The organism is Parvularcula maris, from assembly GCF_024505085.1.
In the GTDB taxonomy this organism is placed as follows: domain Bacteria; phylum Pseudomonadota; class Alphaproteobacteria; order Caulobacterales; family Parvularculaceae; genus Parvularcula; species Parvularcula maris.
In genome coordinates, this window is record NZ_JANIBC010000001.1 from 103746 (window position 1) to 126512 (window position 22767).

The following is a 22767-nucleotide window of genomic DNA, read 5'->3' on the forward strand; positions in this document are numbered from 1 at the left end:
GAGATGCCCAGACAACCATCATGACGATCAGGCTTAAAACCGGCATTAACCCTGCTGCACCGGTGAGACATGCTTACGCCCCTGGGTCACTACCGGAACCGCGATAATTGTTAAAAACAGGACAAGACCGATCTCGCCTACCCTCATATAGAGGGTGGGGGGGAGCGCTTCGGGCAGGGCGGCGGTGATCACGCCGGGCTCGTAGAGGGGCAGGCGGTAGAGCACCTCACCCCTCGGACCGATCAGCGCCGAGATGCCTGTATTGGCCGAACGGGCGATGGGCAGACCGGTCTCGACCGCCCTCATCCTGGCGATGTCGAGGTGCTGCTTCGGCCCGGCATCGTCGCCGAACCAGCCGTCATTGGTGACGATGACCAGCCAGTCGGGGCGCTCTCCCTTGGGGTAGAGGCGGCCTGGGAAGATGTCCTCGTAGCAGATGAGGGGCGAGAAGGGGGCCTGCCCCACCTCGATCCGCGCAAGGCCCGGCCCGGCGGTGAAGCCGCCGCCCCCTGCAGGCGAGAGGCTCTCAATGCCGAGCGCCTCGAAGACCGAGTAGAAGGGCAGGGTCTCGGCAAAGGGGACGAGGCGGTGCTTGTCGTAGCTCGCTGCAAGCCCGCCGCCCTCGCCCGCCGGGCCGAAGACCTGAAGGCTGTTGCCGTAGCCGTCATCGCCGATCTCGCGGATCGTGCCGCTGACCACCAGGGTATCGGCAGGCAGCCTTGCGGTGAGGATCAGCGGAAAGTCCGACACCTCCTCCAGGAAGGGAAAGGCGTTCTCAGGCCAGATCGCGTAGGTCTGGACATTGGGCGCTTCCTCCGCGGCGCGGGTGGTCATCTCGAGGCTCTGGCGCAGGGAGGTGAGGCGCTTTTGCGGATCGAGCTTGTCCCGCTGCGCGAGGTTGGGCTGGACCACGGCCACCCGCACATCGTCCCTACGCGGTACTTCGCCAGACTTGACGGCGCCATAGGCGAGGATGAGCACCAAGGCGCTGCCCCCTCCGATGGCGAAGCGCTTGGCGTGGCCGGGATAGAGGACCACGGCTGCAGGCATCAGGGCCAGGAGGGTCAGTACACCGCCATAGGCGTAGGGGCCGACGATACTCAGCGGCTGCAGCAGCCAGTCATGGGCTGCGGTGCTCTGCGCTAGGGCGTTCCAGGGGAAGCCCGTGAGGATATGTCCGCGCAGAAAATCCGCACCCGTCAGGCCGATGGTGAGGGGGAGGAGACTTGCGGGACCTGTCAGACTGAGCCGTAGGCGGAGCTCGGCGTGAAAGATCGCCGCTGCGCCGAAGAACGCGCCAAGAAAGATGAAGAGAGGCGGCAGAACGAAGGGGATCATCCACCCGAACTCGTCCGCCTGCACCAGAAAGGCGTTGGCCACCCAGGAGATCGACAGGGTGAAGAAGAGCGTGCCGAACGCGGTGCCGGTGAGAAACGCGGCACGCCTCGGCCTCTCCTGGGTCAGCGCCCCTTCGAGCAGCAGCGCCAGACCAGGCAGGGCAATGAACAGGACGGGGAACAGCCGCAGCGGCGCGAAGGCCGTCGCCAAGAGCGCTCCGAACCCAGCCGCCGCCAGGTAGCGCCGCCACCCTGTCAGCTCACGGATGGATACTGTCCTCCGGCGCAACTCCTGCAGCGTCACTTGGCGTCGCTGCCCGGCGGTTCAGCAAGCCTGATCAGCACACGTCGCACCAGGCGCGGATCGGCATCGACGATCTCGAATTCGTGGCCTTCGGGGTGGGAGATGACCTCGCCGCGAAGGGGCACGCGCCCCGCCAGCGAGAAGACCAGGCCGCCGAGCGTGTCGGCCTCCTCGTCCTCGAGCCTGAAGTCCACGCCGATCTTCTCAGCCAGCAGTTCGAGCTCGGCGCGGGCATCACAGTCCCAGCGCCCGCCGGGGGTCTGGCGCAGGCGCATCTCCTCGGCGTCGTCGTGCTCGTCGCGGATATCGCCGACGATCTCCTCGATCAGATCCTCGATGGTGACGAGACCGTCCGTACCCCCGAACTCGTCGATGACCAGGGCCATGTGGATGCGCTGCGCCTGCATGCGCAGAAGAAGGTCGGCCACGGGCATGGAGGGCGGCGCGTAGAGAAGCTTCCGCGTGAGATCCTTGATCGCGGGCATCTCCTCCGCGCCGTGATCCTTGGCCACTACCAAGACCACGTCCTTGATGTGGACGAAGCCGACGGGGTCGTCGAGATCGCCCCGGTAGACCGGCAGGCGCGAGTGACCAGCCTCGGCGAACTGGCCGAGGGACTCCTGGATGGAGGTCTCGATCTCGATGCCGATGATGTCGGCGCGGGGGATGGCCACGTCACCGACGCGGACGCTTTCGAGCGCCACGACGCGCTCGATCATCTGCCGCTCGGCGGCGCTGAGCTGGCGGTCCTTGCCGTTCGTCCCGGTGAGAGGCTCCATGGCCGGGCCGTTCTTGCGGCCGAACAGGGATTGGAAAAGAGAGGGGCTCCTTGAGGAGGGCGGTGTCTCCGCCTCCTGGCCCTCGAAAGATCGTCCCTCGGAAGGCTCGCTGGTCTCCTGCGCCTTTTCGGCGGGGGAGGGGGGGGACGGCGGTGCGCCGTCGGGCATGGCTAGCTCCATCATATCGTTCGGGCCGGTCGGCCCCTACCTTGCGCCTCACCCATAGGGATCGGCGATACCGAGCCTTGCGAGGATACGGCGCTCCGCCGCCTCCATGGCCTCGGCTTCTTCATCTTCCAAGTGATCATAACCCAAGAGATGCAAAAGACCATGAACGAGAAGATGAGCCGTATGGTTCTCCGGGCTGATGGCTTTCTCCTCGGCCTCCCTCAGGCAGGTTTCAAGAGCGAGGGCCAGGTCTCCGAGGGGCTGCGCCTCCTCTGGCAAACCGGGCAGGGGCTCTGCGGGAAAGGACAGCACATTGGTCGGCTTGTCCTTGCCGCGGAAGTCGCGGTTGAGGGCGCGGACCTCTTCATCGGTGGTCAGGAGGACCGAGACGGGCTTGGTCAGCTCGTTGTGCTCTACGGTGAGGGCGACGGCCTCCAAGCATGAGGAGGCTAGCTCGGCAGACAGGAAGGATGCCCAGCCTTTGTCCTCGATGATCAGTTCCAATACCATAGGCGGCCCCCTGTGCGATGCAGAACGCCTTCGCAAGCCCGGCTTCGGAACGTCCCCGGCCCGGCGGGCGTTGCCTTTGCGAGCTCAGACCAAGGAGAAGCCCCATGCACGTCATCGGATACGGCACCACCGAAGCCAGCGCCGAGCTGGTCCCCCTCAGCTTCGAGCGCCCCGACATGCGCGCGGGCGAGGTGGAGATCGAGATCACCCATTGCGGGGTCTGCCACTCGGACCTTCACCAGGCCCGCGACGACTGGGGCAACACGGTCTGGCCCTGCGTGCCCGGCCACGAGGTCGTCGGCCTGGTCACCCGCGTCGGCGACGGCGTGACCAAGTTCAAGGAGGGCGACCGGGTCGGCGTCGGCTGCATGGTCAACTCCTGCCAGGCTTGCGGGCCGTGCGAGCAGGGCGACGAGCAGTACTGCGAGGGCCCCAAGAGCGCGACCCTCACCTATAACGGCCCCAAGAAGCCCGACGGCAGCAACACTTACGGCGGCTACTCCACCGGCATCGTGGTGCGCGAGGAGTTCGTGCTGCACATCCCCGAGGCGATCGACCCGGCCGAGGCGGCGCCGATCCTCTGCGCTGGCATCACCACCTACAACCCGATGAAGCATTTTGGCCTGAAGGAGGGTCAAACCCTCGGCGTCGCGGGCATTGGCGGGCTCGGCCATATGGCGGTGCAGCTCGGCAAGAGCTTCGGCGCCAAGGTGGTGGCGCTCACCACCACCGAGGCGAAGCGCTCCGACATCCTCGAGCTCGGCGCCGACGAGGTGGTGGTGATGAGCGACGAGGAGGCGGTGAAGAACGCGGCCCAGAGCCTCGATCTGATGATCGACACCATCCCCTACCCGCACGACCTCAACGACTACATCCCGCTGATGAAGCCCAACACCACGCTCTGCGTCGTCGGCAACATCATCGAGTTCCCCAGCTTCGATCCGGCCCAGATGATCTTCAACCGCGTCGCGGTCTCAGGTTCCCTGATCGGCGGCGTGGCGATGACCCAGGAGGTCCTCGACCGCTGCGCCGAGCACGGCATCAGGCCGCTGATCGAGAAGATCGACATCGACGAGGTCTCATCGGCCTTCGGGCGCATGCAGGAGGAGGATGTCCGCTTCCGCCACGTCATCGACATGGCGGGCCTCAAGTCGCGCATGAATGATGTCGACGCCAAGAAGATCGACCCGCCGGCCCGCGGGGAGGTGGTGGGCCGCTGAAACCCATGACAGCCTACGCCCCCGGCACCCTCAGCGTGTCGCGGGCGTCATAGGCGCGGACGATCTCGCCGACGAGCCTGTGCCTGACCACGTCGTCGCCGGTGAAGCGGGTGACGGCGACGCCCTCGATCTCGGTCAGAAGCGACAGGGCGTCGGCGAGGCCCGACTGGCGCGCGTCGAGCAGGTCGGTCTGGGAGGGGTCGCCGGTGATCGCCATGCGCGAGTTCTCGCCGAAGCGGGTGAGGAACATCTTCATCTGGGCGATGGTCGCGTTCTGGGCTTCGTCGAGGATGATCGCCGCGCGCGACAGGGTCCGCCCGCGCATGAAGGCCAGGGGCGCGATCTCGATCTCGCCTGCTGCGATCTTCCGGTCCACGAAATCGGCGTGCAGCACGTCGTAGAGCGCGTCGTAGAGGGGGCGGAGATAGGGATCGACCTTCTCCTTCATGTCGCCGGGCAGGAAGCCGATGCGCTCGCCTGCCTCGACGGCGGGGCGGGAGAGGATGACCCGCTCCACCTGACCTGAGACCAGCATGGAGGCGGCGTTGGCGACCGCGAGGTACGTCTTGCCGGTGCCCGCCGGTCCGACGCCGAAGACGAGCTCATCCCCGGCTAGCTGCTTCAGGAACTGACCTTGCGCGGTGGAGCGCGGCGCAATCGTGCGGCGGGGCAGGACCAGGGTTTGGTCGCGCACCATCTCCTTGGCCTTCCTCGGGGCGGGAGAGTTTTCGATCCTCAAAAGACCCTCAACATCCGCCCGGTTCACCGGCTTGCCGTTCTCCAGCCGGATATAGAGCTGCTCCATCACGGCGCGGGCCTGGGTGCGGGCATGCTCGCCGCCGGTCAGGGTGATCTCGTTCGAGCGCGCGTCGATGCGCACGCCGAGAGCGTTCTCGATGAGCACGAGGTGGCTGTCCGTGGGACCGCATAGGTCACGCACGAGCTTGGCATCGTCGAAGAGGAGGGTTTCGCTGTCGGTCAAGGAAGTGCCTGGTTGATGAGTGGGGGAGGTAGGCTTCCTGGTTCATGAAAACCACCCCCGTCATCCCGGAAGCTCGCAGAGCTATCCGGGATCCATGGCCTATGGTTTCTCCAAAGCACAACGGTAGCGCGCGTCGCGGGCTCAATCCATGGGTCCCGGATACCCTTCGGGTTCCGGGATGACGGCGGGAGCGAGCGTCCCTACCTCCCTCACCATGAAACGCACCCTCCTAGCCCTGCCCGCCCTCCTCGCAGCCTGCGGCAACCCCGAGACGGAGGTCGGCGAGATCAAGAACGACCTCTACGGCAACGAGATCAAGGTCGAGGCCCTGGCCGATCCCAAGGTTGCGGGCGTGACCTGCCACATCACCTATTTCGACCGCGGCGTCCTCGACCGGGCAAGCAAGGGCAACTGGTTCGAGGACCCCTCCAACAGCTCCATCGCCTGCCGCCAGACCGGCCCCATCGTCATCGGCGACATCGACAGGAGCCGCTCAGGCGAGCCGGTCTTCCGCCAGCAGCGCTCGGTCATCTTCAAGGCCATCGTGGTCAGGCGCGTCTACGACGAGGCGTCCAACACCCTGATGTACATCGCCTATAGCAGAAGGCCGACCGAGGGCTCGTCGAAGATGTCGCTCAGCACCGTGGCGCTCTACGGAGCGGATGTGAGGTGGGAGGAGTAAGCTAAGGAACGTATATCATCCCCGGCTCAAACTCGTATGCTCCGTTTAGTTCGAGAACACTGACGTGAAGGACGAGATCGGTTACTGCACCGGCTACATTGGTCAGGTCTAGCAGCACTTCCCAATGCGCGCCGTTCCAAACGTGGATGGAGGAGAGCCATGAGGCGTCCCTCAGCTCTCCGATCATATCAGGGTAGGCACTTATATTTGCGGATGAGATATCCAAAATGTCGCTCGATGGCTGCCTAAAAGCGGGACCGCTCGGTTGCCTGCCAAACACCATGTCGTCCGCGAGCTGCTTGAGTTGTGGCCGCCACATAGTGGGGACAGGGAGCTCCCGAGCTACAACCTTCGATGGCAGGAGCATAGAGTCCCGCTAGTCGCCTTCCCTGACAAAATTACCACTCATCCAATCACGGATAAATCTACTTCCGGTTCCCTCTTCAATAAGATGTAACCAGCTATCGTCTTTGTTCAGTACTATGCCTAATGCGACATAGCACGCTTTGCGAGCCTCGACTTCCTCGTCGGTGAGGCCGCGCCAATCTCCCCTAATTTTCCATCCACTGTCGGGGTATCTGTCGCTAGGTTGGCCCATATACGGCTGTTCACGGTAGACGAAGTGAACCTTGGCGGAGCCGTCGAGGACACACTGATCAACGAGGCACCGCTCAAAGTAGCGCTTGCGTGGGAAGCGAAAGCTCTGATCACGTTCTTTATCAGCAAACTGGATGTCGATGACGTTCCAATCGGAGAATTGCACGGGATCTCCAAGCGATACAGAAACAAGTTTGTCTGGGATGTTGTCGAGTTCACCTGACAAAGAGCTTCCTTCACGAGCAGTGACGCGAACCCACATTCGTTCCGCTGGCACGTTGCCGTCATCGGCCGTCGGCAGAAACGTAAGCTTTACGTGGTCTCCTACTCCTACCTGTTCAAGCCGCCTCGGGTCGGGGAGAAAGAAAGTGTAGGGACTGCTTTCCTGAGTGGGGCGTGGATCATCTATCATGTGAGCGCTAGTTGTCATGGGTTTGCTAGCCCAGCACACCCCGCAAACTGTTCACCCCGCGCCCCTCGATCCGCACGTCCACAATCTCCCCGATGCGCGAGGCGTCGGCCTCTAGGAACACCGACTGCAGGTAGGGCGACTTGCCGATGACTTGGCCGTGCTGGCGACCTGGTTTCTCCAGCAGCACGGGCAGGACCTTGCCCACCTGCGCCTCGTCGAACGCCGCGCGCTGCTCATTCAGCAGGGCCTGGAGGCGTTGCAGCCGCTCGCTCTTCACCTCTTCGGCGACCTGTTTGGCCATGGTGGCGCCGGGGGTGCCTGGGCGGCGGGAGTATTTGAAGCTGAAGCAGCTCGCGTAATCCACCTCGCGGGTGAGCTGCATCGTCTCCTCGAAGGCCGCCTCGTCCTCGCCGGGGAAGCCGACGATCATGTCGCCGGAGATGGCGATGTCGGGGCGGGCCTGCCTGACCTTCTCGATCTGCCTCAGATAGCTCTCCGCCGTGTGCCCCCGGTTCATGGCCCTGAGGATACGGTCGCTGCCCGACTGCACCGGCAGGTGCAGATAGGGCATCAGCTTGGGCTCCTCGCCAAAGGCTTCGATCAGCCCGTCATCCATGTCGCGCGGGTGGGAGGTGGTGAAGCGAATGCGCTCGATGCCGTCGATCTGCGCGAGGTGTCGGCAAAGCTCGCCTAGGCCCCAATTTTCGGCGGAAGCGCCCACGGGCGCTGCGCCGTGCCAGGCATTGACGTTCTGGCCCAGAAGCGTGACCTCGCGCACGCCCACTTGCGCGAGCTGGCGCACCTCCAGCGTGATCGCATCGGCGGAGCGGCTGACCTCCACGCCCCTGGTATAGGGCACCACGCAGAAGGTGCAGAACTTGTCGCAGCCCTCCTGCACGGTGACGAAGGCGGAGGGGCCGCCAGGCTCGCGGGGTTCGGCCAAGCGGTCGAACTTCTCCTCCACCGCGAAGTCGGTGAACAGGGTCTCGCCGCTCTCGCGGGCGGAGCGGGCAACGATCTCGGGCAGTTTGTGATAGCTCTGGGGGCCGATGACGAAGTCGATCTCGGGCGCCCGCGCCTGCATCTCCGCGCCCTCGGCTTGGGCGACGCAGCCAGCGACCGCGATGGTGGCGCCGCCCGCCTTCACCTCGCGCAGGCGGCCGATCTCGGAGTAGACCTTCTCGGCGGCCTTCTCGCGGATATGGCAGGTGTTGAGGATGACGAGATCGGCATCGGCGGGCGTCTCGGTCACCTCGTAGCCCAGGGGTTTGAGAAGCCCGCTCATCCGCTCGCTGTCATAGACGTTCATCTGACAGCCCCAGGTCTTCACATGAAGCTTCCTGGGCGCAGGCGAGGAGGGCGGGGATATGTCTCGGGTCTTGCTCACCGGCGGCCCATAGCATCCGCGTGAGCCGCTGTCAGCGCGGACGAGATGGCCGTTTGGTTCGGATCATGGCGAGGAGGATCAGCCCCGCGCCGAGTATCAGCAGGGCGAAGGCCGCAGGAGGCAGGCGGCCTGCCATCCCGATGCCGAAAAGACCCCAGAGGATCGGTAGGGTATAGGCCCAGGCACCGATCCACCTGACCAGGAAGGGCGCGATGGTGGTGAAGCCGATCAGGATGATGAGGTCAGGCAGCAAGCCGTCCTGAGGTGCCAAGCCTTCGGCCCGCAACAAGATCGACAGCCCGGCCGCGCTGGCCACCGTGACCCATCCCGCGAGAGCGGGAAGGGAGACGAGGGCCGCCCCGTCCCAAAGGCTTGCGGGGGTTACACGGCGGCCCGCCAGGGTTGCAGCCAGGGCAAAGGCGAGGATCAGCTCGAGCAGCACGAAGCTCTCCCAGCCGGGACCCAAAGCGGGCTGGACGATGCCGAACAGGCCGTTGCCGATCATCGCGGGGAGGATCAGCCAGCCTGCCCTGGCCCAACCAGGCTCTTCCCGGCGCGGGAAATGCACCACGGCGAAGATGGTGAGCAGCGAGAACAGCATGCCCCAGATCGCGAACGCCCATCCGGCCGGCACCAGCGCGGTGCGGAAGGGCTCGACCGCCTCGCCGACGCTTCGCTCCGCCCCGAAGAGCCCGGGGGCGAAGTTCGCGGCGAGCTGGAAGGCCGCCGCCAGGAGGAGAAGGACCGCACGCAGGAGGTTCATCGCCGGGAGTTAGGCGAGGAGTTCCTTCCTGCAACCCGATCGGTTGCGAAACGGCGGCGGCGTCTAAGGGGCGCTCGCTGCCTTGTTAGCTGCCAAGTCCGGCGGCGCTGCGCTAGGAACCTTGGGTCAGGACGAAAGACGGGGCGCGTTGTGTTGCAGGAAACTCAAAACGAGCAGGAGACCGAAGAGGGCGCAACCATCTCCGTCGACGAGGTGGAGGTCACGCTTTCCGACGAGCAGCTCGACGCGCTGATCGAGGCCCGCGAGGCCGAGCGGGCCGCGGAAGCCGAGCCGCCTGCAGAGGGCGTGGTCGAGGCCATCAACGACGAGGCTTCCGAGCTTCAGGATGAGGCCGTTGAGGCTGTCGAGGAGATCACCGAGGAGGGTTCGGCCCTCGCCGAGCTGATCGACAGCGAGCAGGTGCGCGCCTGGCTCGGCGATCTGGTGCTGTGGTCGCGGACCGAGCTTCTCACCTGGAACAGCCTGATCCAGCTCGGCCTCGTCTTCGGTGCGCTGATCCCGGCGATCCTGTTCGGTCCGAAGCTGAAGGAGTTCATCCTTCGCTACCTCTCCAAATGGCTGCCCAGCGGCCTGCCCCAGCGCCTCGGCATCGCGCTCGCGACGCTGGCGACGCCCATCGGCGCGTTCTTGTGGATGACGATCTTCAAGGAGATACTATCCAACGGCTTTAACGCCAACGACCAGTTCATCGATGCGGCCCAGTCGCTCCTCGCCGCCTGGATCGTGGTCAGGCTCATCACCCTGGCCATCCGCTCGCCTTTCTGGTCGAGGGTCGCCTTCTATGTCGCCTGGCCGATCGCGGTGCTCGATGCCTTCGGCGTTCTGGGCGACGTCTTCGAGTGGATGAAGACCGTCAGCCTGACCATCGCGCCGGAGACCGAAGAGCGGACCGCGGTCGCCCTCACGCTCTTCGACGTACTGCGGGCGGCGCTGATCTTCGCGGTCTTCCTGCAGCTCGCCAAGCTCTTCTCCTCGATCATCGTGGGGCAGGTGGAGAAGACCGACGAGCTGAACCCGTCGCTCAAGGCGCTGATCTCCAAGGTCATCAACTTCCTGGTGCCCATCGTCGCTCTGGTGCTGGCGCTGCAGGTGATCGGCTTCAACCTGGCCAGCCTCGCGATCTTCTCGGGCGCCATCGGTCTCGGCATTGGCCTCGGCCTTCAGAAGATCATCGGCAACTTCCTGGCCGGCTTCACGCTTCTAGCGGACAAGTCGATCAAGCCGGGTGACACGGTGGAGGTGGGCGACACCTTCGGCTGGATCACCGAGATGAAGAGCCGCTACGTCTCGATCAGGACGAGGGACGGTACCGAACACCTGATCCCCAACGCCGACTTCATCGAGAACGGCGTCGTCAACTGGTCCCACCACGACAAATCCGTGCGCTGCCACGCGCCTTTCGGTGTGGCCTACGCCACCAAGGACATGCGCCGCATCCAGCAGATCGCCATCGAGGCGGCGCTCAAGACCCCCCGCGTCCAGGAGAGCCCGAAGCCGGTCTGCAACCTCACCGGCTTCGGCGACAACTCGGTGGATTTCGACCTGAGGTTCTGGATCGTCGATCCGCCGAACGGCATCGCCAATGTCCGCTCGGAGATCTACCTCAAGATCTGGGAGAAGTTCGCCGAGGAGGGCATCGAGATCCCGTTCCCGCAGCGCGACCTGCACCTCAAGAGCTCCGACGTGGCGCTGATGCCGAAGGACCTGCCGATGGCGGCGGAGTAGGGGTCTACGCCCTCACCCCTGCGACCCAGTCCTTCATCAGATGGTGGGCGATGGCCATGGGCGGCGGGGCCATGATCTCGTGGCGACCGTCGAGGATCGCGGCGACCTCTTCCCTGGTGAACCAACGTGCCTCCTCGATCTCGGTGGGGTCGATGGTCAGCTCCTTGCCCTCCACCTCGGCCAGGAACCCCATCATCAGCGATGAGGGGAAGGGCCAGGGCTGGCTGTAGCGATAGGCGATCTTGCTGACCGTCAGGCCGGCCTCCTCGTAAAGCTCCCGCGCGCCGCACTGCTCCAGGGTCTCGCCGGGCTCGAGATAGCCGGCGAACGCGCTCATGAAGCCGGGCGGGAAGTGCGGGCCTCGGCCCAGGCACACCTCCTCGCCTCTGTAGGGCAGCACGATCGCCACCGGATCGGTCCTGGGGAAGTGCTCGGTGCCGGTGCGAAGGTTCACCCGCTTGAAACCGCCCTCGCGAGGCTCGGTCCGGTCGCCGTCCTGGGTGCAGTGGATGTTGCGGAGGTTCCAGTTCAGGAGCCACACCGCCTGCCCGGCGATGGATAGCTCTTCGGCCGGCAGATAGGGCCCCGCCGCCCGCAGGCTGGCATAGGTGCCGATATCGCTCAGCGGCGCGTCCGGCGCGCCCGAGGCATCCACCGCAAAGACCGGCTCGCCCTTCCAGAGGCCCAGAAAGACTAGCTCGCGGCTCACCGGCAGCGCCCGCAGGGCGTCCATGCCCAGCCACTGGATGACGGAGTCGGCCGGGCGCCGCTCGGTGAGCACCTCGCCGCGATAGACCAGCATCAGCCTCGCGCCGGGGCGGCGGCGTTGGCTCTCCACCCACGCCTCGTCCTTGCGCCGGACACCGGCCCGGTCGAGGGGGTTCTGGCAGAAGGCGTTGGGGTTGTCGTGCAGCATGGATGGGCGGCCCCCTCGGAATGCGTTCGTGATGGTCTGCCCCCGGACGGCGATGCGGCGCAAGGACAAAGCAGAGACAGCTTGGCACAGCTTTCTGGAAAGACGCTTAAAACGAAGGTATGACCGCTCAAAACAAGGGGGGAGGACCCTATGCGCCGGGTCATTATCATCGTCGTTCTGGGTCTTCTGGCCTTACTGACCGCCGGTATGGCCTTCCTCTACGAGCCCGATACCGACCGGGAGGAGATGATCGCCCTTTACGGCGGTGAGCAGGCGCGATGGGCACCGGTGGAGGGGCATCAGGACTACCGCGTGCACTACCGGGTGTCGGGACCGGAGGATGCGCCGGTCCTGGTGCTCATCCACGGTACGGCCGCGAGCCTTCATACCTGGGCGCCGCTCAGGGAGCGCCTCGACCAGGACTACCGGGTCATCGCGTATGACCAGCCCGGCCACGGCCTGACCGGCCCCCACCCGGAGCGCGACTACACCTTCGCCGGCATGAGGGAGGGCCTCGATGCGGTTCTGAAGGCCACCAATACGACCGAGGCCGTGCTGATCGGCAACTCCATGGGCGGCTGGGTCGCCTGGCGGATGGCGCTCGACGAGCCCGAGCTGGTCAAGGGCCTCGTCCTCATCGACCCGGCGGGCGTTCCCGTCGAGGAGGAGAGCGAGGGCAATATCGGCTTCACCATCGCCCAGTCCTCTCTCGGGCGGGCCTTGATGAAGAAGATCACCCCCCGCTCCCTGATCGAGAGCTCGGTCAAGCAGACCGTGGCCGATGAGAACATGGTCACGCCCGAGATGGTGGACCGCTACCACGACCTCCTCCGCTTCCCCGGCAACCGAGAGGCGGCGGGCGACCAGTTCATCAGCCCCCGCCAGGACCTCTCCGGCAGGCTGGGCGAGATCAATGCGCCGACGCTGATCCTCTGGGGCGAGGAAGACCGGCTGATCCCCGTCGCTGCCGGGCGGGTCTTCGAACGCGACATCCCGGGTGCCGAGCTGATCGTCTATGAGGGCGTAGGTCACCTGCCCATGGAAGAGGCGCCGGACCGCACGGCGGAGGACATCAGCGGCTTCCTCGCTAGGCTGGAGAAGTCCGCCCCCTCCCTCGCCGAGCGCCTGGCAGGCGAGTGGCTGCTGGTCAGCCTCGACGGCGAGGAACCTCTTCGCGGCGACAACGGCCGCATCGCAGGCGCCACTTTCACCGAGGAGCGCGTGGGCGGCAGCGCCGGATGCAATGGCGGCGGGGCGGCTATCCTCTCCTGGACCGAGAACGGCTACGCCACCGACGGCGTCTTCGTCGCAACCAAGATGCTCTGCGCGAACCTGATGCCCCAGGAGGAGCTTCTCTTCGCTATCCTCAACCACGGCGCCGTCCGTTTTGAAGGCGAAACGCTCGTGATGACTGGTCCGAACGGGACGGAAGCGCGCTTCGAGCGGGCGGATGAGTAGACCTGTAGACCCGTCCTCCGCCAGCCTGGTGTGCGAGCGAGGTGGCATGTCGTGCTGCGCAAGCTGATCGGCAGGCATATCGACGACTACTTCCGGCGGACTTATGAAGAGGTGGCGCCTCCCGATCGCACGGAAATCTTCGGAGAAGCCGCGGGGCAGTCGCTGCAAGTCCTGATCTACGAACCGCCTAGCGGATCGAAGGAAGTGGCCCGGCTTTCGCTTCACCACGGCGGGGCGTGGCACCATGGAAACCCCTGGCAGCTTTCCGCGATCGCCAGGGACCTGTCTGCACGAGGGGTCGAGGTCTATCTGCCGGAGTACCGAACAGCGTCGAGGGACGGTACTTCCGTGCTGGACGCGGTAGGAGACGCCGAGCTGTTATACCGTTGGCTGACGGCGCGGGCGGGAGAGACACCGCTCTTCCTAGGCGGCGCCAGCGCGGGAGCGGCGCTCGCTGTCCGAGCGCTCGGGCACGGCCCCCATGTTGCCGGGCTCGTACTGATCAACCCCGCGCTCAACCTGGGGGCAGCTCGGCTTCGCCTTGCCTATCACCTGCTCGAGCAGCCGCCTTCATTGTCCCTCGAAGCTTTCGCGTCGATCGACCCAGCAGAAAGCTGCCGGCAGGGCCTTCCCCCTATGCTCCTCATGCACGGCACCCGCGATGTTCTGGTGCCTTTCGGGCATATCGAAGACTTCGCCGATAAGGTTCGCTCTGCGGGTAAGAGCTGCGAGCTCGTCCGCTTTGCGGGCTACGGCCATGGTTTTGCCAACGAAGCCCTCTTCCCGCGGGCTCACCGGAAGGTCGTCCAGACCATCGAACGGTTCGTCCACAAGCAGGTTTCACGCTGAAGCGGCCTGCCACGAAAGCCCTTGCACTCCACCCCCGCCCGCGCAATATCCCCCTCAGGAGAGCCGCGCGGACGTAGTCCTCGCCAACCCGGTCAGGTCCGGAAGGAAGCAGCCGTAACGAGTTTCGCTGCGGGTCGTGTCGGCTTTCCGCCTTCTTCGCTGGAAGACCCTGGCCGATGCGATGGTTGCGCAGGCTGCTGGGGCTTTTCAGGGAACAGCCGCTTCAAGAACAGCCACGAACACGCTCCCAGGTTTTCCGGAGAACCATCGGCCATGCATGAACTGTGGATCAGCTCCGTCGGGGCTTTCCTGACCACGGCAGCCTTCCTACCCCAGGCGGTGCTCACCATCAGGACGCGGGACACATCGGGCATCTCACTGGTGACCTACCTCATGCTGGTGATCGGCGTCAGCTTCTGGCTGGTCTACGGCCTGATGATCATGGCCTGGCCGATCATCATCGCCAACGCGGTCACTCTGGTGACAGGCGGCACCATCCTGACCCTCAAGATCCTCGGTATGCGCAAAGGGGACGCTCACTCACCGCCTGGTGAGTAGAAAACCGCACTCCATGTAAAAAATACTTGCATCTCGTTCGGTATTGCCAACATTATAGGCGAGGTCGAACGGGAGAGTGACCCATGGTGGCAAGGGAGAAGGTGGCGCTGGCGGTGCTTGTTGCGCTGCTTGTCAGCGGTGTGTGGTTCGCGCGTCTGGTCGCGAGCCGCGGTCTCGGGGCCGATCTGGCGCCGCAGATGCTGACCATGCTGCTGGTCTTCATCGTCGTCACCGCCGTCTGCGCCGCGTTGATCGCTCTTCTGGGGCCGAAGGCGCGGCAGGTGGATGAGCGGGACGGCAGGGTCGCGCTCACCGCGCAGAGCCTTCGCGGCTTCCTCTACCTCGCCCTCAGCTTCGCGGTGCTCGGCATCGCCATCGGGCGCGGCGAGCACGCCCTCGCCAACGCGATGCTGCTGGCCGTTCTTTCCATCGAGGTCGTCAGCGGCCTCGTCATGCTCGCCCTATACCGCCGCAACGCCTGAAGGAGGCTTCCATGTCGTTCAAAGAGAAGAGTATCTGGGTCATGCTGCTGGCCATGCTGATCACCGTGGCCACCTACGGCCTCGACCGCGTCGATAGCGGCCTCGCCCAGGGCAGCGTGACGGGGATCGCTGCCGCGGTGATCGGCTTCGTGGTGCTGGCCGCCATCGGTCACGGCGTGGTGGCGGCCACCTCGCGCGGCGATGGCGACCGTACAGACGAGCGCGACCGGGAGGTCGACCGCAAGACCGACATGATCGGCGACGGCGCCCTCTCGGCGGTGGTCATCGGCATCCTCGCCTACGGCATGATCCAGGGCGACTGGCTCCTGGCTCACATCGCCTTTTTCGGCCTGTTCGGCGCCGCGATGCTGAAGATGGTGTCCATGGTGGTGCTCTACCGGATGGCCTCGTGAAGAAGCCTTCGCGCCTTCAGAACCGGGTGCGGGAGCTGCGCTTTTTCGCAGGCGAAATGACCCAAGGGGCGCTGGCCGAGAAGGTCGGCGTCACCCGCCAGACCATCGCCGCCATCGAGAAGAACAAGTACGCGCCCTCCCTCGAGACGGCGTTCCTGATCGCCGAGGCCTTCGCCGTGCCGATCACCGACGTGTTCAGCTATCCGCCGGAGGGGGAGGGGGAGTAGATGCTCCGATGGTTTCTCTTGGTGTTCGGATGGGCATCCTTCGTGGGCAGCGTCACCGACGGCATCATTTTGGCTCAGCACCTGGTGCTGGTGGCGCTCGGTCAGGCGGAGCTGATGACTTCCGTCGGCGAGCATATCAGAACCCACCTGCCGTTCCTGAGCTGGATGTTCCCCTTTGCCGACCTCGTCCTGCCGGAAGGCTGGGCACCGTGGATCTTCGGCCTGCCGGCAGTGGTCTACTTCCCCCCGCGCATCCTGTTCAGCGTGGTGACGGGCGGCTGGGCGCTACGGGCGGCGAGGCGGCTAGGTCAGCGGTCCGCTTGAGCCCTGCGCCTGGAGAGCAGGAGGCCGAAGCCCCCGGCCCCGAACCACAGGGCTGCAGGAAGGGGCACTTCGGCGCTCACATCGCTGCCGGTGTAGTCGAAGCCGCCAGCCGAGAGGGCCGTGGCGCCGTCGGGCAGCATGAGCTGCCAGGTATAGTCGAACATCGCGGTGCCATTGCCGATTGCCGAAGCGCCGCGCGCTCCGCCCACCGCCGTACCGGCATAGAAGTACTGGAAGGTGAAGTCGGTCGAGCCAGGACCGAAATCGATCAGGATGGGATCGAGCTCCAGGTTGGTGTTGTTGCCGGTGCTGTTCTCCTGCACGGCAAAGCGCCTCTCCGGCGAGGGCTGGGTCGGGCCGCCGCCGACGATGAAGGTGAAGCTCACCGCGCCGCTGGAGTCCGCACTGGTGCCGGTCACCGAATGCGACCCCGTGAACACCAGCATGGCTTGGCCGGCGGCGGTGCTGGAGATCGTCACTTCATCCTGGAACAGGCCCTGCTGGAAGGAGGAGCTCGCTAGGTAGACGCGGTTGCTCTGCGGGGTGGCGTTGGCTTCCGCGCTGAGGCCGAAGGACAGGCCGGTAGCCCCGGTATCGATGAAGGTGGTGGCGACGAGATCCGCGCCATAGGCGTTGGGCGTGTTCGGCACCACATCGACGCGGCAGGAAACGCCCCCGGTCTGCTCGGTGAAGCCCGTGCTCTGACTGCGGGCGGGGACACTCGGAACACAGCTATTGTTGCGCGGCCCGACCGAGAAGGTGGCAGCCTCGGCAGCAAGCGGCATGGCGGTAGCAGCGGCCAGCGCGAGCGCTGGAACGACCCGTTTGAGCGGCACGGAAAACCTCCCTCTCGATCCCTCGCGCTCAGCTTTAAGAATATCTTAACCTTAGAGCAAGCGGCCATATCAGCGGCGAGCAGCGGCCCTTACAGCTTGGCAGCTTCGATATAGGCGTTATCGTTTCGGTCTCGAACCTGGCTCGCCTCGTCCATTCCCTCAGCAGTGAGAATATCGCGGTAAGCGGGGAACCCCAGCGAACGGGACACCCTCCCGGTCTGAAGGTCGTTCCATTGGCACGCCTGTTCAGGGGCCGAGAAGAGGAGCCTGCCTTGGGGCTTCAGGGCACCGGTCAGACGCTGGAGCACCAGCCGCTGCGTCTCCTCACCAAGTAAGAACACCAAGCCGACGGCCAGGATGCCGCCGTAACGCTTGCCGAAGAAGCTGCTGTCTTCCGCCGGTTCGCAGGCGATGGGGACATCTGGGAAGCGCGCCTCGAACGCGGCCGCCATGCGCGGGGAGGCGTCGATGGCGAAGACGTCGAGGCTCTCCTCCAGGAGCACCCTGGTCAAGGGCTCGCCGTGGCCGCAAGCGACATCGAGGACCGAGGCGCCCTTCGGCAGCGATCTGGCCCAGCGCCGGACGACATCCGCGCCTGCATCCGAGCGGAGGTGCATGAACTCCTCCGCCGCTTCGTCCCAGCCGTTCGACCTATCCTCCAAGCTCTTCTCCCCAGGGCTCAGCTTCGCTCTTTCAACGGGGGCGCGGCAGGGTTAAGGCCCTCCGGTGACCACAACGCCCCCCGACGACTACCAGGTTCTGGCCAGGAAATACCGGCCTTCCTCCTTCGATGACCTCCTCGGTCACGAGGTCATGGTGCGCACCTTGCGCCACGCCTTCGAGGCGGACCGCATCGCCCATGCCTTCATCCTCACCGGGGTGCGCGGGGTGGGCAAGACCACCACCGCGCGCATCATGGCGCGAGCGCTGAACTACGAGACGGACGAGGTGGATCGCCCCACCGTCGATATGAAGGAGGAGGGCAAGCACTGTAGAGCTATCGCGGAGGGCCGCCATCCTGACGTCATCGAAATGGACGCCGCCTCGCGCACCGGGGTCGATGACATCCGCGAGCTGATTGAGGGCGTGCGCTATGCCCCCACCGTCGCCCGCTACAAGGTCTATATCGTGGACGAGGTCCACATGCTGACCAAGAACGCCTTCAACGCTTTCCTTAAGACCCTCGAAGAGCCGCCGCCCCATGTGAAGTTCATCTTCGCCACCACCGAGATCAGGAAGGTGCCGATCACGGTGCTTTCCCGCTGCCAGCGCTTCGACCTCAAGCGCTTCGACGGTGAGACGCTGGCGGGGTATCTGGGCGAGATCGCCGATAAAGAAGGGGTGGCCGCCGAGGAAGGCGCGCTGCGTATCCTAGGCCGGGCGGCGCAAGGTTCGGTGCGGGACGGGCTGTCGCTCCTCGACCAGGCGATCCTGAGCCGCGAGGGCGAGACCATCGAGGCGGAGGCTGTGCGCCGCATGATCGGGCTGGCCGACCGCAGCGCCACCTGGCCGCTGTTCACGCAGGTCCTGAAGGGTGAGACGGATGAGGCGCTGGCTTCGTTTCGTCACCAATATGATTACGGCGCCGACCCGGCGGAGGTGCTGCGCGACCTTCTGGAGGTCTGCCATCTTGCCACCCGCGTGAAGGCGGCTGGCAAGGACGCAGCCAGGAAGGGCGCTGGCGGGCCAAGCGATGCCGAGGCGGCGGTGGCTCTCGCCGAGCAGCTCTCGGTCCCTGCGCTGACCCGCGCCTGGTCGCTACTGATGAAGGCGCTGGAGGAGACGCGGAGCGCGCCTGACCCGGCGGCTGCAACCGAGATTGGGCTGATCCGCTTGGCTTATGCCTCGGCCCTGCCGACCCCGGCGGAGGTGCTGAGCCGCGCCTCTCTACCAGCCGGGGAGGAGAGGGAGGGCGCGGACCCTAGGAGGGCGGCGCCCGAGCCGCCTGTTCCGCAAGCACAAAAGGCTGCCGACCGGCCCCAGACCCTGGCCGAGATCGCGGCCCTGGCGAGCGCCAATAACGACCTCATCCTGCGCGAGGAGATCGAGCGCTTCGTCCGACTGATTTCGCTGAAGGGCACCAAGCTGACCGCGGCGCTGGCTGAAGGCGCCCAGGAGGGGCTTTTGGGCAAGCTGCAAGCGGCCCTGATCGGCTGGACCGGCGAGCCCTGGGACGTGGAGCGCGGCGACCCCGGCGCTGCCGAGCCGACCCTGAAGGAGGCCCGCGCCCGCGCCATCGAGGAGCACCCGCTGGTCAAGGAGGCGCTCAAGGTCTTCCCCGGCGCAACCATCGCGAAAGTCAGGCCGTTAGGCTCGAAAGAATAAGTGGGCGTCTTGCGGACGCAAAACCGGCATCCACTTTTGCTGCAAGACGCCCGAGGAGTAGAAACGATGATGAAGAACTTCGCCGACATGATGAAGCAGGCCCAGGGCCTGCAGAAGCAGATGCAGGAGGCCCAGGAGAGCCTCGCCGCGCTGGAGGCCGAAGGCATCGCGGGCGGCGGCCTCGTCCGGGTGCAGATGACCGGTAAGGGCTATATGCGGAAAGTGCAGATCGACCCGAAGATGTTCTCTGAGGACGACCGCGAGGTGCTCGAGGACCTCATCACCGCCGCCGTCAACGACGCCAAGGCGAAGCTCGAAGAGGCGTCTGCGGAGAAGATGAAGGAGATGACCGCCGGGCTGCCCCTGCCGCCGGGCATGAAGCTGCCTTTTTAGTCGTCATCCCGGCCGTAGCCCGAAGGGCGAAGAGCCGGGACCCATGGACCAAACCTATGACCACCGTCCCTCTTCATCCGTACTCGATGGGCCATGGGTCCCGGATAAGCCTGGCGGCTTTCCGGGATGACGGTGTTGGGGATGCCTAGAACCACCGCCGGTCCCGAGCTCGACCATCTCATCAGCCTCCTCTCGCGGCTCCCAGGCTACGGCCCGCGCTCGGCCACCCGCGCGGCGCTCCATATGCTGAGGAAGCGCGAGCAGGTGATGAAGCCCCTTGCCGCGGCCCTGGAACGAGTGGCCGAGACGGTGAAGCCCTGTACCGTCTGCGGCAACTGGGACGCCCAAGACCCCTGCTCGATCTGTTCGGATGAGGGGCGCGACCGCTCGGTGATCTGCGTGGTGCAGGACGTCTCGGATGTCTGGGCGCTGGAGCGGGCGCGGGCGCATAACGGGCTCTACCACGTGCTCGGCGGGCTGATCTCGCCGCTGGACGGGGTGGGGCCGGAGGACCTTAGGATGCGCGAGCTCTCGGCGCGCAGCTCCGAGCCGAACGTGCTCGAGATCATCATGGCACTGCCCGCCACGGTCGATGGTCAAACCACGGCGCACTACGCCTCGGAGATGCTGGAGGGCCGCGGGGTGACCATCACCGGCATGGCCAGGGGCGTGCCGGTGGGCGGCGAGCTCGATGTGCTGGACGAAGGAACCTTGGCTGCTGCACTAAAAGCCAGGCGGCCGGTGTAAGCGTAGGGCGGAACGCAAAGCTTTCCGCCTGCAACGATAGCGCCCTTGAACGGCGGATGGCTTCGCAATCCGCCCTACGGAGGAAACATGAAAGCCTACTTTGCCCTCTTGTCCGCTTTTGCTTCCCTCGTCGCCACAGCCTTCGCTGGCGAGGTCGAGATCGTCGGTGTCGAGATCGACCACCTGCGTGAGCAAAGCTTCCGCGTCTCCGTCACCCTCCGCCATGATGACGAGGGTTGGGGTCACTACGCCGATAAGTGGGAAGTGTTGAACGCCGATGGCGAGAAGCTCGGCGAGCGGGTCCTCGCCCATCCCCATGTGGATGAGCAGCCCTTCACCCGGTCGACCACCATGACCATTCCTGAGGGTGTGGAGGAGGTGACCATCCGTGCACGGGACAGCGTGCATGGCTGGGCGGAAGAAACGGTGACAAAGGAAGTGCCGTAGGGCGGGCGGCGAAGCCGACCGCGCTGCTACGGTAAGAAACTGGCTCGCGGCCGGCTCCAACGCCCGCCTACTAGGCCTTAGGGTCGAATGGAACGAACCGAATGTCGTAGGCGTGGTTGGTTTCTGTGGGAGGGATGGAAGGGTCAGTTCGGTAGAAATCAATCTTACCGTCCAGAGCAAACCCTACTTCTGTGCTGACGCTTCGGAATAGGTCGAAGGCGGTGTCGTCGTCCTCTGCCCACATTCGCATCGACGTGACTGCCGGACCCAGTGGAGGTTCAAAGCCATGCTTCTGCTCCAGTACTGCACCTGCGGCCATCAACGTATAGTGCGTAAGCGGTGTTTTGAGCCGACCGTAGCGGAGTTTGAGTTTCCAGTCGGTCGGCTCATTAGTCATTCTAGTACCGGTAGTCTTCGCCCTTGAAGGGGCCGTTCTTCTGCACGCCGATATAGTCCGCCTGCTCCTGGCTCAGCTCGCTGAGGTTCGCGCCGACATGGGCGAGATGGAGGCTGGCGACTTTCTCGTCGAGGTGCTTCGGTAGGACATAGACCTGGTTCTTGTACTTACCGTCGTCATTGTTCGCGAAGAGCTCGATCTGGGCCAGGGTCTGGTTGGTGAAGCTGGCCGACATGACGAAGCTGGGGTGCCCTGTCGCGTTGCCTAGGTTCACGAGGCGGCCTTGGCTGAGGAGGATGATCCGCTTCTCATCGGTCAGGTGCACCATGTCCACCTGGTCCTTGATATTCGTCCACGGATAGTTCTTCAGCGCATCGACTTGGATCTCGTTGTCGAAATGGCCGATATTGCAGATGATGGCCATGTCCTTGGCCTCGCGCATATGGTCAGCTGTCAGAACGTCTTTGTTGCCCGTGGCGGTGACCACGATGTCCGAGCGGGGCATGGCCTGCTCCATGGTGACGACCTCGTAGCCGTCCATGGCCGCCTGGAGGGCGCAGATGGGGTCGACCTCGGTCACCATGACCCGGCAGCCCGCGCCGCGAAGGGACGCAGCCGAGCCCTTGCCGACATCGCCGTAGCCCGCGACGGTGGCGACCTTGCCGGCCATCATGACGTCGGTGCCCCGGCGGATGGCGTCGACCAGCGATTCCTTGCAGCCGTACTTGTTGTCGAATTTCGACTTGGTGACCGAGTCGTTCACGTTGATCGCGGGGAAGGGGAGGGTGCCTTCCTTCGCACGCTGATAGAGGCGCATGACGCCGGTGGTGGTTTCCTCGGTGACGCCTTTGATCGAGGCTTTGACCTTGGAGTAGAAGCCGGGGTCGCGCTCTAGGCGGCGCTTGATCGTGGCGAAGAAGGCCTCCTCTTCCTCGTTGGAGGGGTTTTCAAGCACGGAAGGATCGCTCTCGGCCTGGCTGCCGATCAGGATCAGCATGGTGGCGTCGCCGCCATCGTCGAGGATCATGTTGGCATAGGAGCCGTCCGGCCACTCCCAGATCCGATCGCAGAAGTCCCAGTACTCCTCCAGCGTCTCGCCCTTATGGGCGAAGACCGGCGTCCCCGACGCGGCGATGGCGGCGGCGGCATGATCCTGGGTGGAGAAGATGTTGCAGCTCACCCAGCGCACCTCGGCGCCGAGGGCCTCGAGGGTACGGATCAGCACTGCCGTCTGGATGGTCATGTGCAAGGAACCCGCGATGCGCGCGCCCTTGAGCGGCTTCGATTGGCCGTATTCGGCGCGGGTCGCCATCAGGCCGGGCATCTCGTGCTCGGCGATGGCGATCTCCTTCTCACCGAACTCGGCAAGGCTGATGTCTTTGACGGCGTAGTCCTGGGCCATGGGTCCTCCTGATCATCCTGGCCGGGGCGGTAGCAGGGCAGGGAGGGGATATAAAGCTTTCTTTATATCGCTCTGGCTCCTACCACACCATTCGAGGGCACGGAAA

27 protein-coding genes and 1 other RNA gene are annotated in these 22767 nt (G+C 65.0%); 15 read left to right on the forward strand and 13 right to left on the reverse strand.

The window, feature by feature from the left end:
- Positions 1-45 precede the first annotated feature (45 nt).
- From lnt to ybeY, 3 genes are read right to left on the reverse strand one after another with little or no spacing between them, the layout of a single operon-like run.
- On the reverse strand, positions 46-1641 hold the full coding sequence (gene lnt / locus NOG11_RS00465; protein ID WP_256617654.1) for an apolipoprotein N-acyltransferase: 1596 nt from the start codon (positions 1639-1641) through the stop codon (positions 46-48).
- Positions 1638-2588 (reverse strand): hemolysin family protein, encoded by a 951-nt coding sequence (locus tag NOG11_RS00470; protein WP_256617655.1) that lies wholly within the window; start codon positions 2586-2588, stop codon positions 1638-1640. Before NOG11_RS00470 ends, lnt begins: the two co-directional genes overlap by 4 nt.
- 48 nt (positions 2589-2636) lie before the next feature.
- Complete coding sequence (gene ybeY / locus NOG11_RS00475) at positions 2637-3098, reverse strand: rRNA maturation RNase YbeY (RefSeq protein ID WP_256617657.1); 462 nt, start codon at positions 3096-3098, stop codon at positions 2637-2639.
- A 104-nt stretch (positions 3099-3202) separates the two neighbouring features.
- Between ybeY and NOG11_RS00480 the strand changes: the two genes are divergently transcribed.
- Positions 3203-4318: an NAD(P)-dependent alcohol dehydrogenase gene (locus NOG11_RS00480; protein WP_305888824.1), complete on the forward strand. Its 1116-nt coding sequence runs from the start codon at positions 3203-3205 to the stop codon at positions 4316-4318.
- A gap of 13 nt (positions 4319-4331) precedes the next feature.
- On the opposite strand, the gene NOG11_RS00485 is transcribed toward NOG11_RS00480, so the two are convergent.
- Positions 4332-5300 carry a PhoH family protein gene (locus tag NOG11_RS00485; RefSeq protein WP_256617658.1) on the reverse strand — a complete coding sequence of 323 codons (969 nt, stop codon included), beginning with the start codon at positions 5298-5300 and terminating at the stop codon, positions 4332-4334.
- 214 nt (positions 5301-5514) lie between these two features.
- On the opposite strand from NOG11_RS00485, the gene NOG11_RS00490 reads away from it, so the two are divergent.
- Positions 5515-5982, forward strand: coding sequence for a CreA family protein (locus NOG11_RS00490; RefSeq protein ID WP_256617659.1), 468 nt, complete (start codon positions 5515-5517; stop codon positions 5980-5982).
- A gap of 1 nt (position 5983) precedes the next feature.
- Here NOG11_RS00490 and NOG11_RS15255 read toward each other — a convergent pair whose 3' ends face one another.
- From NOG11_RS15255 to NOG11_RS00505, 4 genes are all read right to left on the reverse strand, one after another.
- Entirely contained in the window at positions 5984-6349 is a 366-nt protein-coding gene (locus NOG11_RS15255) for a DUF7668 domain-containing protein (RefSeq protein WP_440590415.1), read from the reverse strand.
- A 9-nt stretch (positions 6350-6358) separates the two neighbouring features.
- Entirely contained in the window at positions 6359-7009 is a 651-nt protein-coding gene (locus NOG11_RS00495) for an immunity protein Imm33 domain-containing protein (RefSeq protein ID WP_370468187.1), read from the reverse strand.
- Between the two features lie 7 nt (positions 7010-7016).
- Complete coding sequence (gene miaB / locus NOG11_RS00500; protein ID WP_256617661.1) at positions 7017-8321, reverse strand: tRNA (N6-isopentenyl adenosine(37)-C2)-methylthiotransferase MiaB; 1305 nt, start codon at positions 8319-8321, stop codon at positions 7017-7019.
- Between the two features lie 88 nt (positions 8322-8409).
- Positions 8410-9141 (reverse strand): TspO-related membrane protein, encoded by a 732-nt coding sequence (locus NOG11_RS00505; protein WP_256617662.1) that lies wholly within the window; start codon positions 9139-9141, stop codon positions 8410-8412.
- Between the two features lie 153 nt (positions 9142-9294).
- On the opposite strand from NOG11_RS00505, the gene NOG11_RS00510 reads away from it, so the two are divergent.
- Positions 9295-10887, forward strand: coding sequence for a mechanosensitive ion channel family protein (locus NOG11_RS00510; RefSeq protein ID WP_256617663.1), 1593 nt, complete (start codon positions 9295-9297; stop codon positions 10885-10887).
- A 4-nt stretch (positions 10888-10891) separates the two neighbouring features.
- On the opposite strand, the gene nudC is transcribed toward NOG11_RS00510, so the two are convergent.
- A complete protein-coding gene (gene nudC / locus NOG11_RS00515; protein WP_256617664.1) occupies positions 10892-11803 on the reverse strand; it encodes an NAD(+) diphosphatase in 912 nt (303 codons plus the stop codon).
- A gap of 150 nt (positions 11804-11953) precedes the next feature.
- On the opposite strand from nudC, the gene NOG11_RS00520 reads away from it, so the two are divergent.
- The 8 genes from NOG11_RS00520 (at position 11954) to NOG11_RS00555 (ending at position 16114) form a co-directional block, all read left to right on the forward strand.
- Positions 11954-13261, forward strand: coding sequence for an alpha/beta fold hydrolase (locus NOG11_RS00520; RefSeq protein WP_256617665.1), 1308 nt, complete (start codon positions 11954-11956; stop codon positions 13259-13261).
- Positions 13262-13312: 51 nt separating this feature from the next.
- Positions 13313-14110 carry an alpha/beta hydrolase gene (locus tag NOG11_RS00525; protein ID WP_256617666.1) on the forward strand — a complete coding sequence of 266 codons (798 nt, stop codon included), beginning with the start codon at positions 13313-13315 and terminating at the stop codon, positions 14108-14110.
- A gap of 56 nt (positions 14111-14166) precedes the next feature.
- Positions 14167-14263, forward strand: an RNA gene (ffs, locus tag NOG11_RS00530) — signal recognition particle sRNA small type.
- Positions 14264-14383: 120 nt separating this feature from the next.
- Positions 14384-14668 carry a SemiSWEET transporter gene (locus NOG11_RS00535; RefSeq protein ID WP_256617667.1) on the forward strand — a complete coding sequence of 95 codons (285 nt, stop codon included), beginning with the start codon at positions 14384-14386 and terminating at the stop codon, positions 14666-14668.
- An 83-nt stretch (positions 14669-14751) separates the two neighbouring features.
- The gene (locus NOG11_RS00540; protein ID WP_256617668.1) at positions 14752-15150 is read left to right on the forward strand and encodes a hypothetical protein; all 399 of its coding nucleotides are present in this window, start codon (positions 14752-14754) and stop codon (positions 15148-15150) included.
- A gap of 11 nt (positions 15151-15161) precedes the next feature.
- A complete protein-coding gene (locus NOG11_RS00545) occupies positions 15162-15563 on the forward strand; it encodes a hypothetical protein (RefSeq protein ID WP_256617669.1) in 402 nt (133 codons plus the stop codon).
- Positions 15560-15790, forward strand: a complete 231-nt coding sequence (locus NOG11_RS00550) for a helix-turn-helix transcriptional regulator (RefSeq protein ID WP_370468188.1) — start codon at positions 15560-15562, stop codon at positions 15788-15790. The genes NOG11_RS00545 and NOG11_RS00550 overlap by 4 nt, the downstream gene beginning before the upstream one ends.
- Positions 15791-16114, forward strand: a complete 324-nt coding sequence (locus NOG11_RS00555) for a hypothetical protein (RefSeq protein WP_256617670.1) — start codon at positions 15791-15793, stop codon at positions 16112-16114.
- On the opposite strand, the gene NOG11_RS00560 is transcribed toward NOG11_RS00555, so the two are convergent.
- Both NOG11_RS00560 and NOG11_RS00565 read right to left on the reverse strand, forming a co-directional pair.
- Complete coding sequence (locus NOG11_RS00560) at positions 16099-16950, reverse strand: hypothetical protein (RefSeq protein WP_256617671.1); 852 nt, start codon at positions 16948-16950, stop codon at positions 16099-16101. The genes NOG11_RS00555 and NOG11_RS00560 overlap by 16 nt on opposite strands.
- Positions 16951-17039: 89 nt before the next feature.
- Positions 17040-17612 carry a class I SAM-dependent methyltransferase gene (locus tag NOG11_RS00565; protein ID WP_256617672.1) on the reverse strand — a complete coding sequence of 191 codons (573 nt, stop codon included), beginning with the start codon at positions 17610-17612 and terminating at the stop codon, positions 17040-17042.
- 64 nt (positions 17613-17676) lie between these two features.
- Between NOG11_RS00565 and NOG11_RS00570 the strand changes: the two genes are divergently transcribed.
- The 4 genes from NOG11_RS00570 (at position 17677) to NOG11_RS00585 (ending at position 20862) form a co-directional block, all read left to right on the forward strand.
- The gene (locus tag NOG11_RS00570) at positions 17677-19275 is read left to right on the forward strand and encodes a DNA polymerase III subunit gamma/tau (protein ID WP_256617673.1); all 1599 of its coding nucleotides are present in this window, start codon (positions 17677-17679) and stop codon (positions 19273-19275) included.
- Positions 19276-19344: 69 nt separating this feature from the next.
- Positions 19345-19668: a YbaB/EbfC family nucleoid-associated protein gene (locus NOG11_RS00575; protein ID WP_370468206.1), complete on the forward strand. Its 324-nt coding sequence runs from the start codon at positions 19345-19347 to the stop codon at positions 19666-19668.
- Positions 19669-19809: 141 nt separating this feature from the next.
- Positions 19810-20415, forward strand: coding sequence for a recombination mediator RecR (gene recR / locus NOG11_RS00580; RefSeq protein ID WP_256617675.1), 606 nt, complete (start codon positions 19810-19812; stop codon positions 20413-20415).
- Between the two features lie 87 nt (positions 20416-20502).
- Positions 20503-20862 (forward strand): hypothetical protein, encoded by a 360-nt coding sequence (locus tag NOG11_RS00585; RefSeq protein WP_256617676.1) that lies wholly within the window; start codon positions 20503-20505, stop codon positions 20860-20862.
- A 70-nt stretch (positions 20863-20932) separates the two neighbouring features.
- Here the strand turns inward: NOG11_RS00585 and NOG11_RS00590 are convergent, their stop codons facing one another.
- A complete protein-coding gene (locus NOG11_RS00590) occupies positions 20933-21259 on the reverse strand; it encodes a hypothetical protein (protein WP_256617677.1) in 327 nt (108 codons plus the stop codon).
- 1 nt (position 21260) lies between these two features.
- Positions 21261-22661, reverse strand: coding sequence for an adenosylhomocysteinase (ahcY, locus tag NOG11_RS00595; protein WP_256617678.1), 1401 nt, complete (start codon positions 22659-22661; stop codon positions 21261-21263).
- Positions 22662-22767 lie beyond the last annotated feature (106 nt).

Excerpts from the sequence above, each read along its gene's own strand:
- NOG11_RS00470 (WP_256617655.1), bottom strand. The coding sequence starts at position 2,588 with ATGCCCGACGGCGCACCGCCGTCCCCCCCCTCCCCCGCCGAAAAGGCG.
- nudC (WP_256617664.1), bottom strand. The coding sequence starts at position 11,803 with ATGCTGCACGACAACCCCAACGCCTTCTGCCAGAACCCCCTCGACCGG.
- ybeY (WP_256617657.1), bottom strand. The coding sequence starts at position 3,098 with ATGGTATTGGAACTGATCATCGAGGACAAAGGCTGGGCATCCTTCCTG.
- recR (WP_256617675.1), top strand. The coding sequence starts at position 19,810 with ATGCCTAGAACCACCGCCGGTCCCGAGCTCGACCATCTCATCAGCCTC.
- NOG11_RS00480 (WP_305888824.1), top strand. The coding sequence starts at position 3,203 with ATGCACGTCATCGGATACGGCACCACCGAAGCCAGCGCCGAGCTGGTC.
- NOG11_RS00535 (WP_256617667.1), top strand. The coding sequence starts at position 14,384 with ATGCATGAACTGTGGATCAGCTCCGTCGGGGCTTTCCTGACCACGGCA.
- NOG11_RS00575 (WP_370468206.1), top strand. The coding sequence starts at position 19,345 with ATGAAGAACTTCGCCGACATGATGAAGCAGGCCCAGGGCCTGCAGAAG.
- NOG11_RS00540 (WP_256617668.1), top strand. The coding sequence starts at position 14,752 with ATGGTGGCAAGGGAGAAGGTGGCGCTGGCGGTGCTTGTTGCGCTGCTT.
- NOG11_RS00545 (WP_256617669.1), top strand. The coding sequence starts at position 15,162 with ATGTCGTTCAAAGAGAAGAGTATCTGGGTCATGCTGCTGGCCATGCTG.
- NOG11_RS00505 (WP_256617662.1), bottom strand. The coding sequence starts at position 9,141 with ATGAACCTCCTGCGTGCGGTCCTTCTCCTCCTGGCGGCGGCCTTCCAG.
- NOG11_RS00555 (WP_256617670.1), top strand. The coding sequence starts at position 15,791 with ATGCTCCGATGGTTTCTCTTGGTGTTCGGATGGGCATCCTTCGTGGGC.
- NOG11_RS15255 (WP_440590415.1), bottom strand. The coding sequence starts at position 6,349 with ATGCTCCTGCCATCGAAGGTTGTAGCTCGGGAGCTCCCTGTCCCCACT.
- NOG11_RS00590 (WP_256617677.1), bottom strand. The coding sequence starts at position 21,259 with ATGACTAATGAGCCGACCGACTGGAAACTCAAACTCCGCTACGGTCGG.
- NOG11_RS00495 (WP_370468187.1), bottom strand. The coding sequence starts at position 7,009 with ATGACAACTAGCGCTCACATGATAGATGATCCACGCCCCACTCAGGAA.
- NOG11_RS00585 (WP_256617676.1), top strand. The coding sequence starts at position 20,503 with ATGAAAGCCTACTTTGCCCTCTTGTCCGCTTTTGCTTCCCTCGTCGCC.
- NOG11_RS00520 (WP_256617665.1), top strand. The coding sequence starts at position 11,954 with ATGCGCCGGGTCATTATCATCGTCGTTCTGGGTCTTCTGGCCTTACTG.
- ahcY (WP_256617678.1), bottom strand. The coding sequence starts at position 22,661 with ATGGCCCAGGACTACGCCGTCAAAGACATCAGCCTTGCCGAGTTCGGT.
- NOG11_RS00490 (WP_256617659.1), top strand. The coding sequence starts at position 5,515 with ATGAAACGCACCCTCCTAGCCCTGCCCGCCCTCCTCGCAGCCTGCGGC.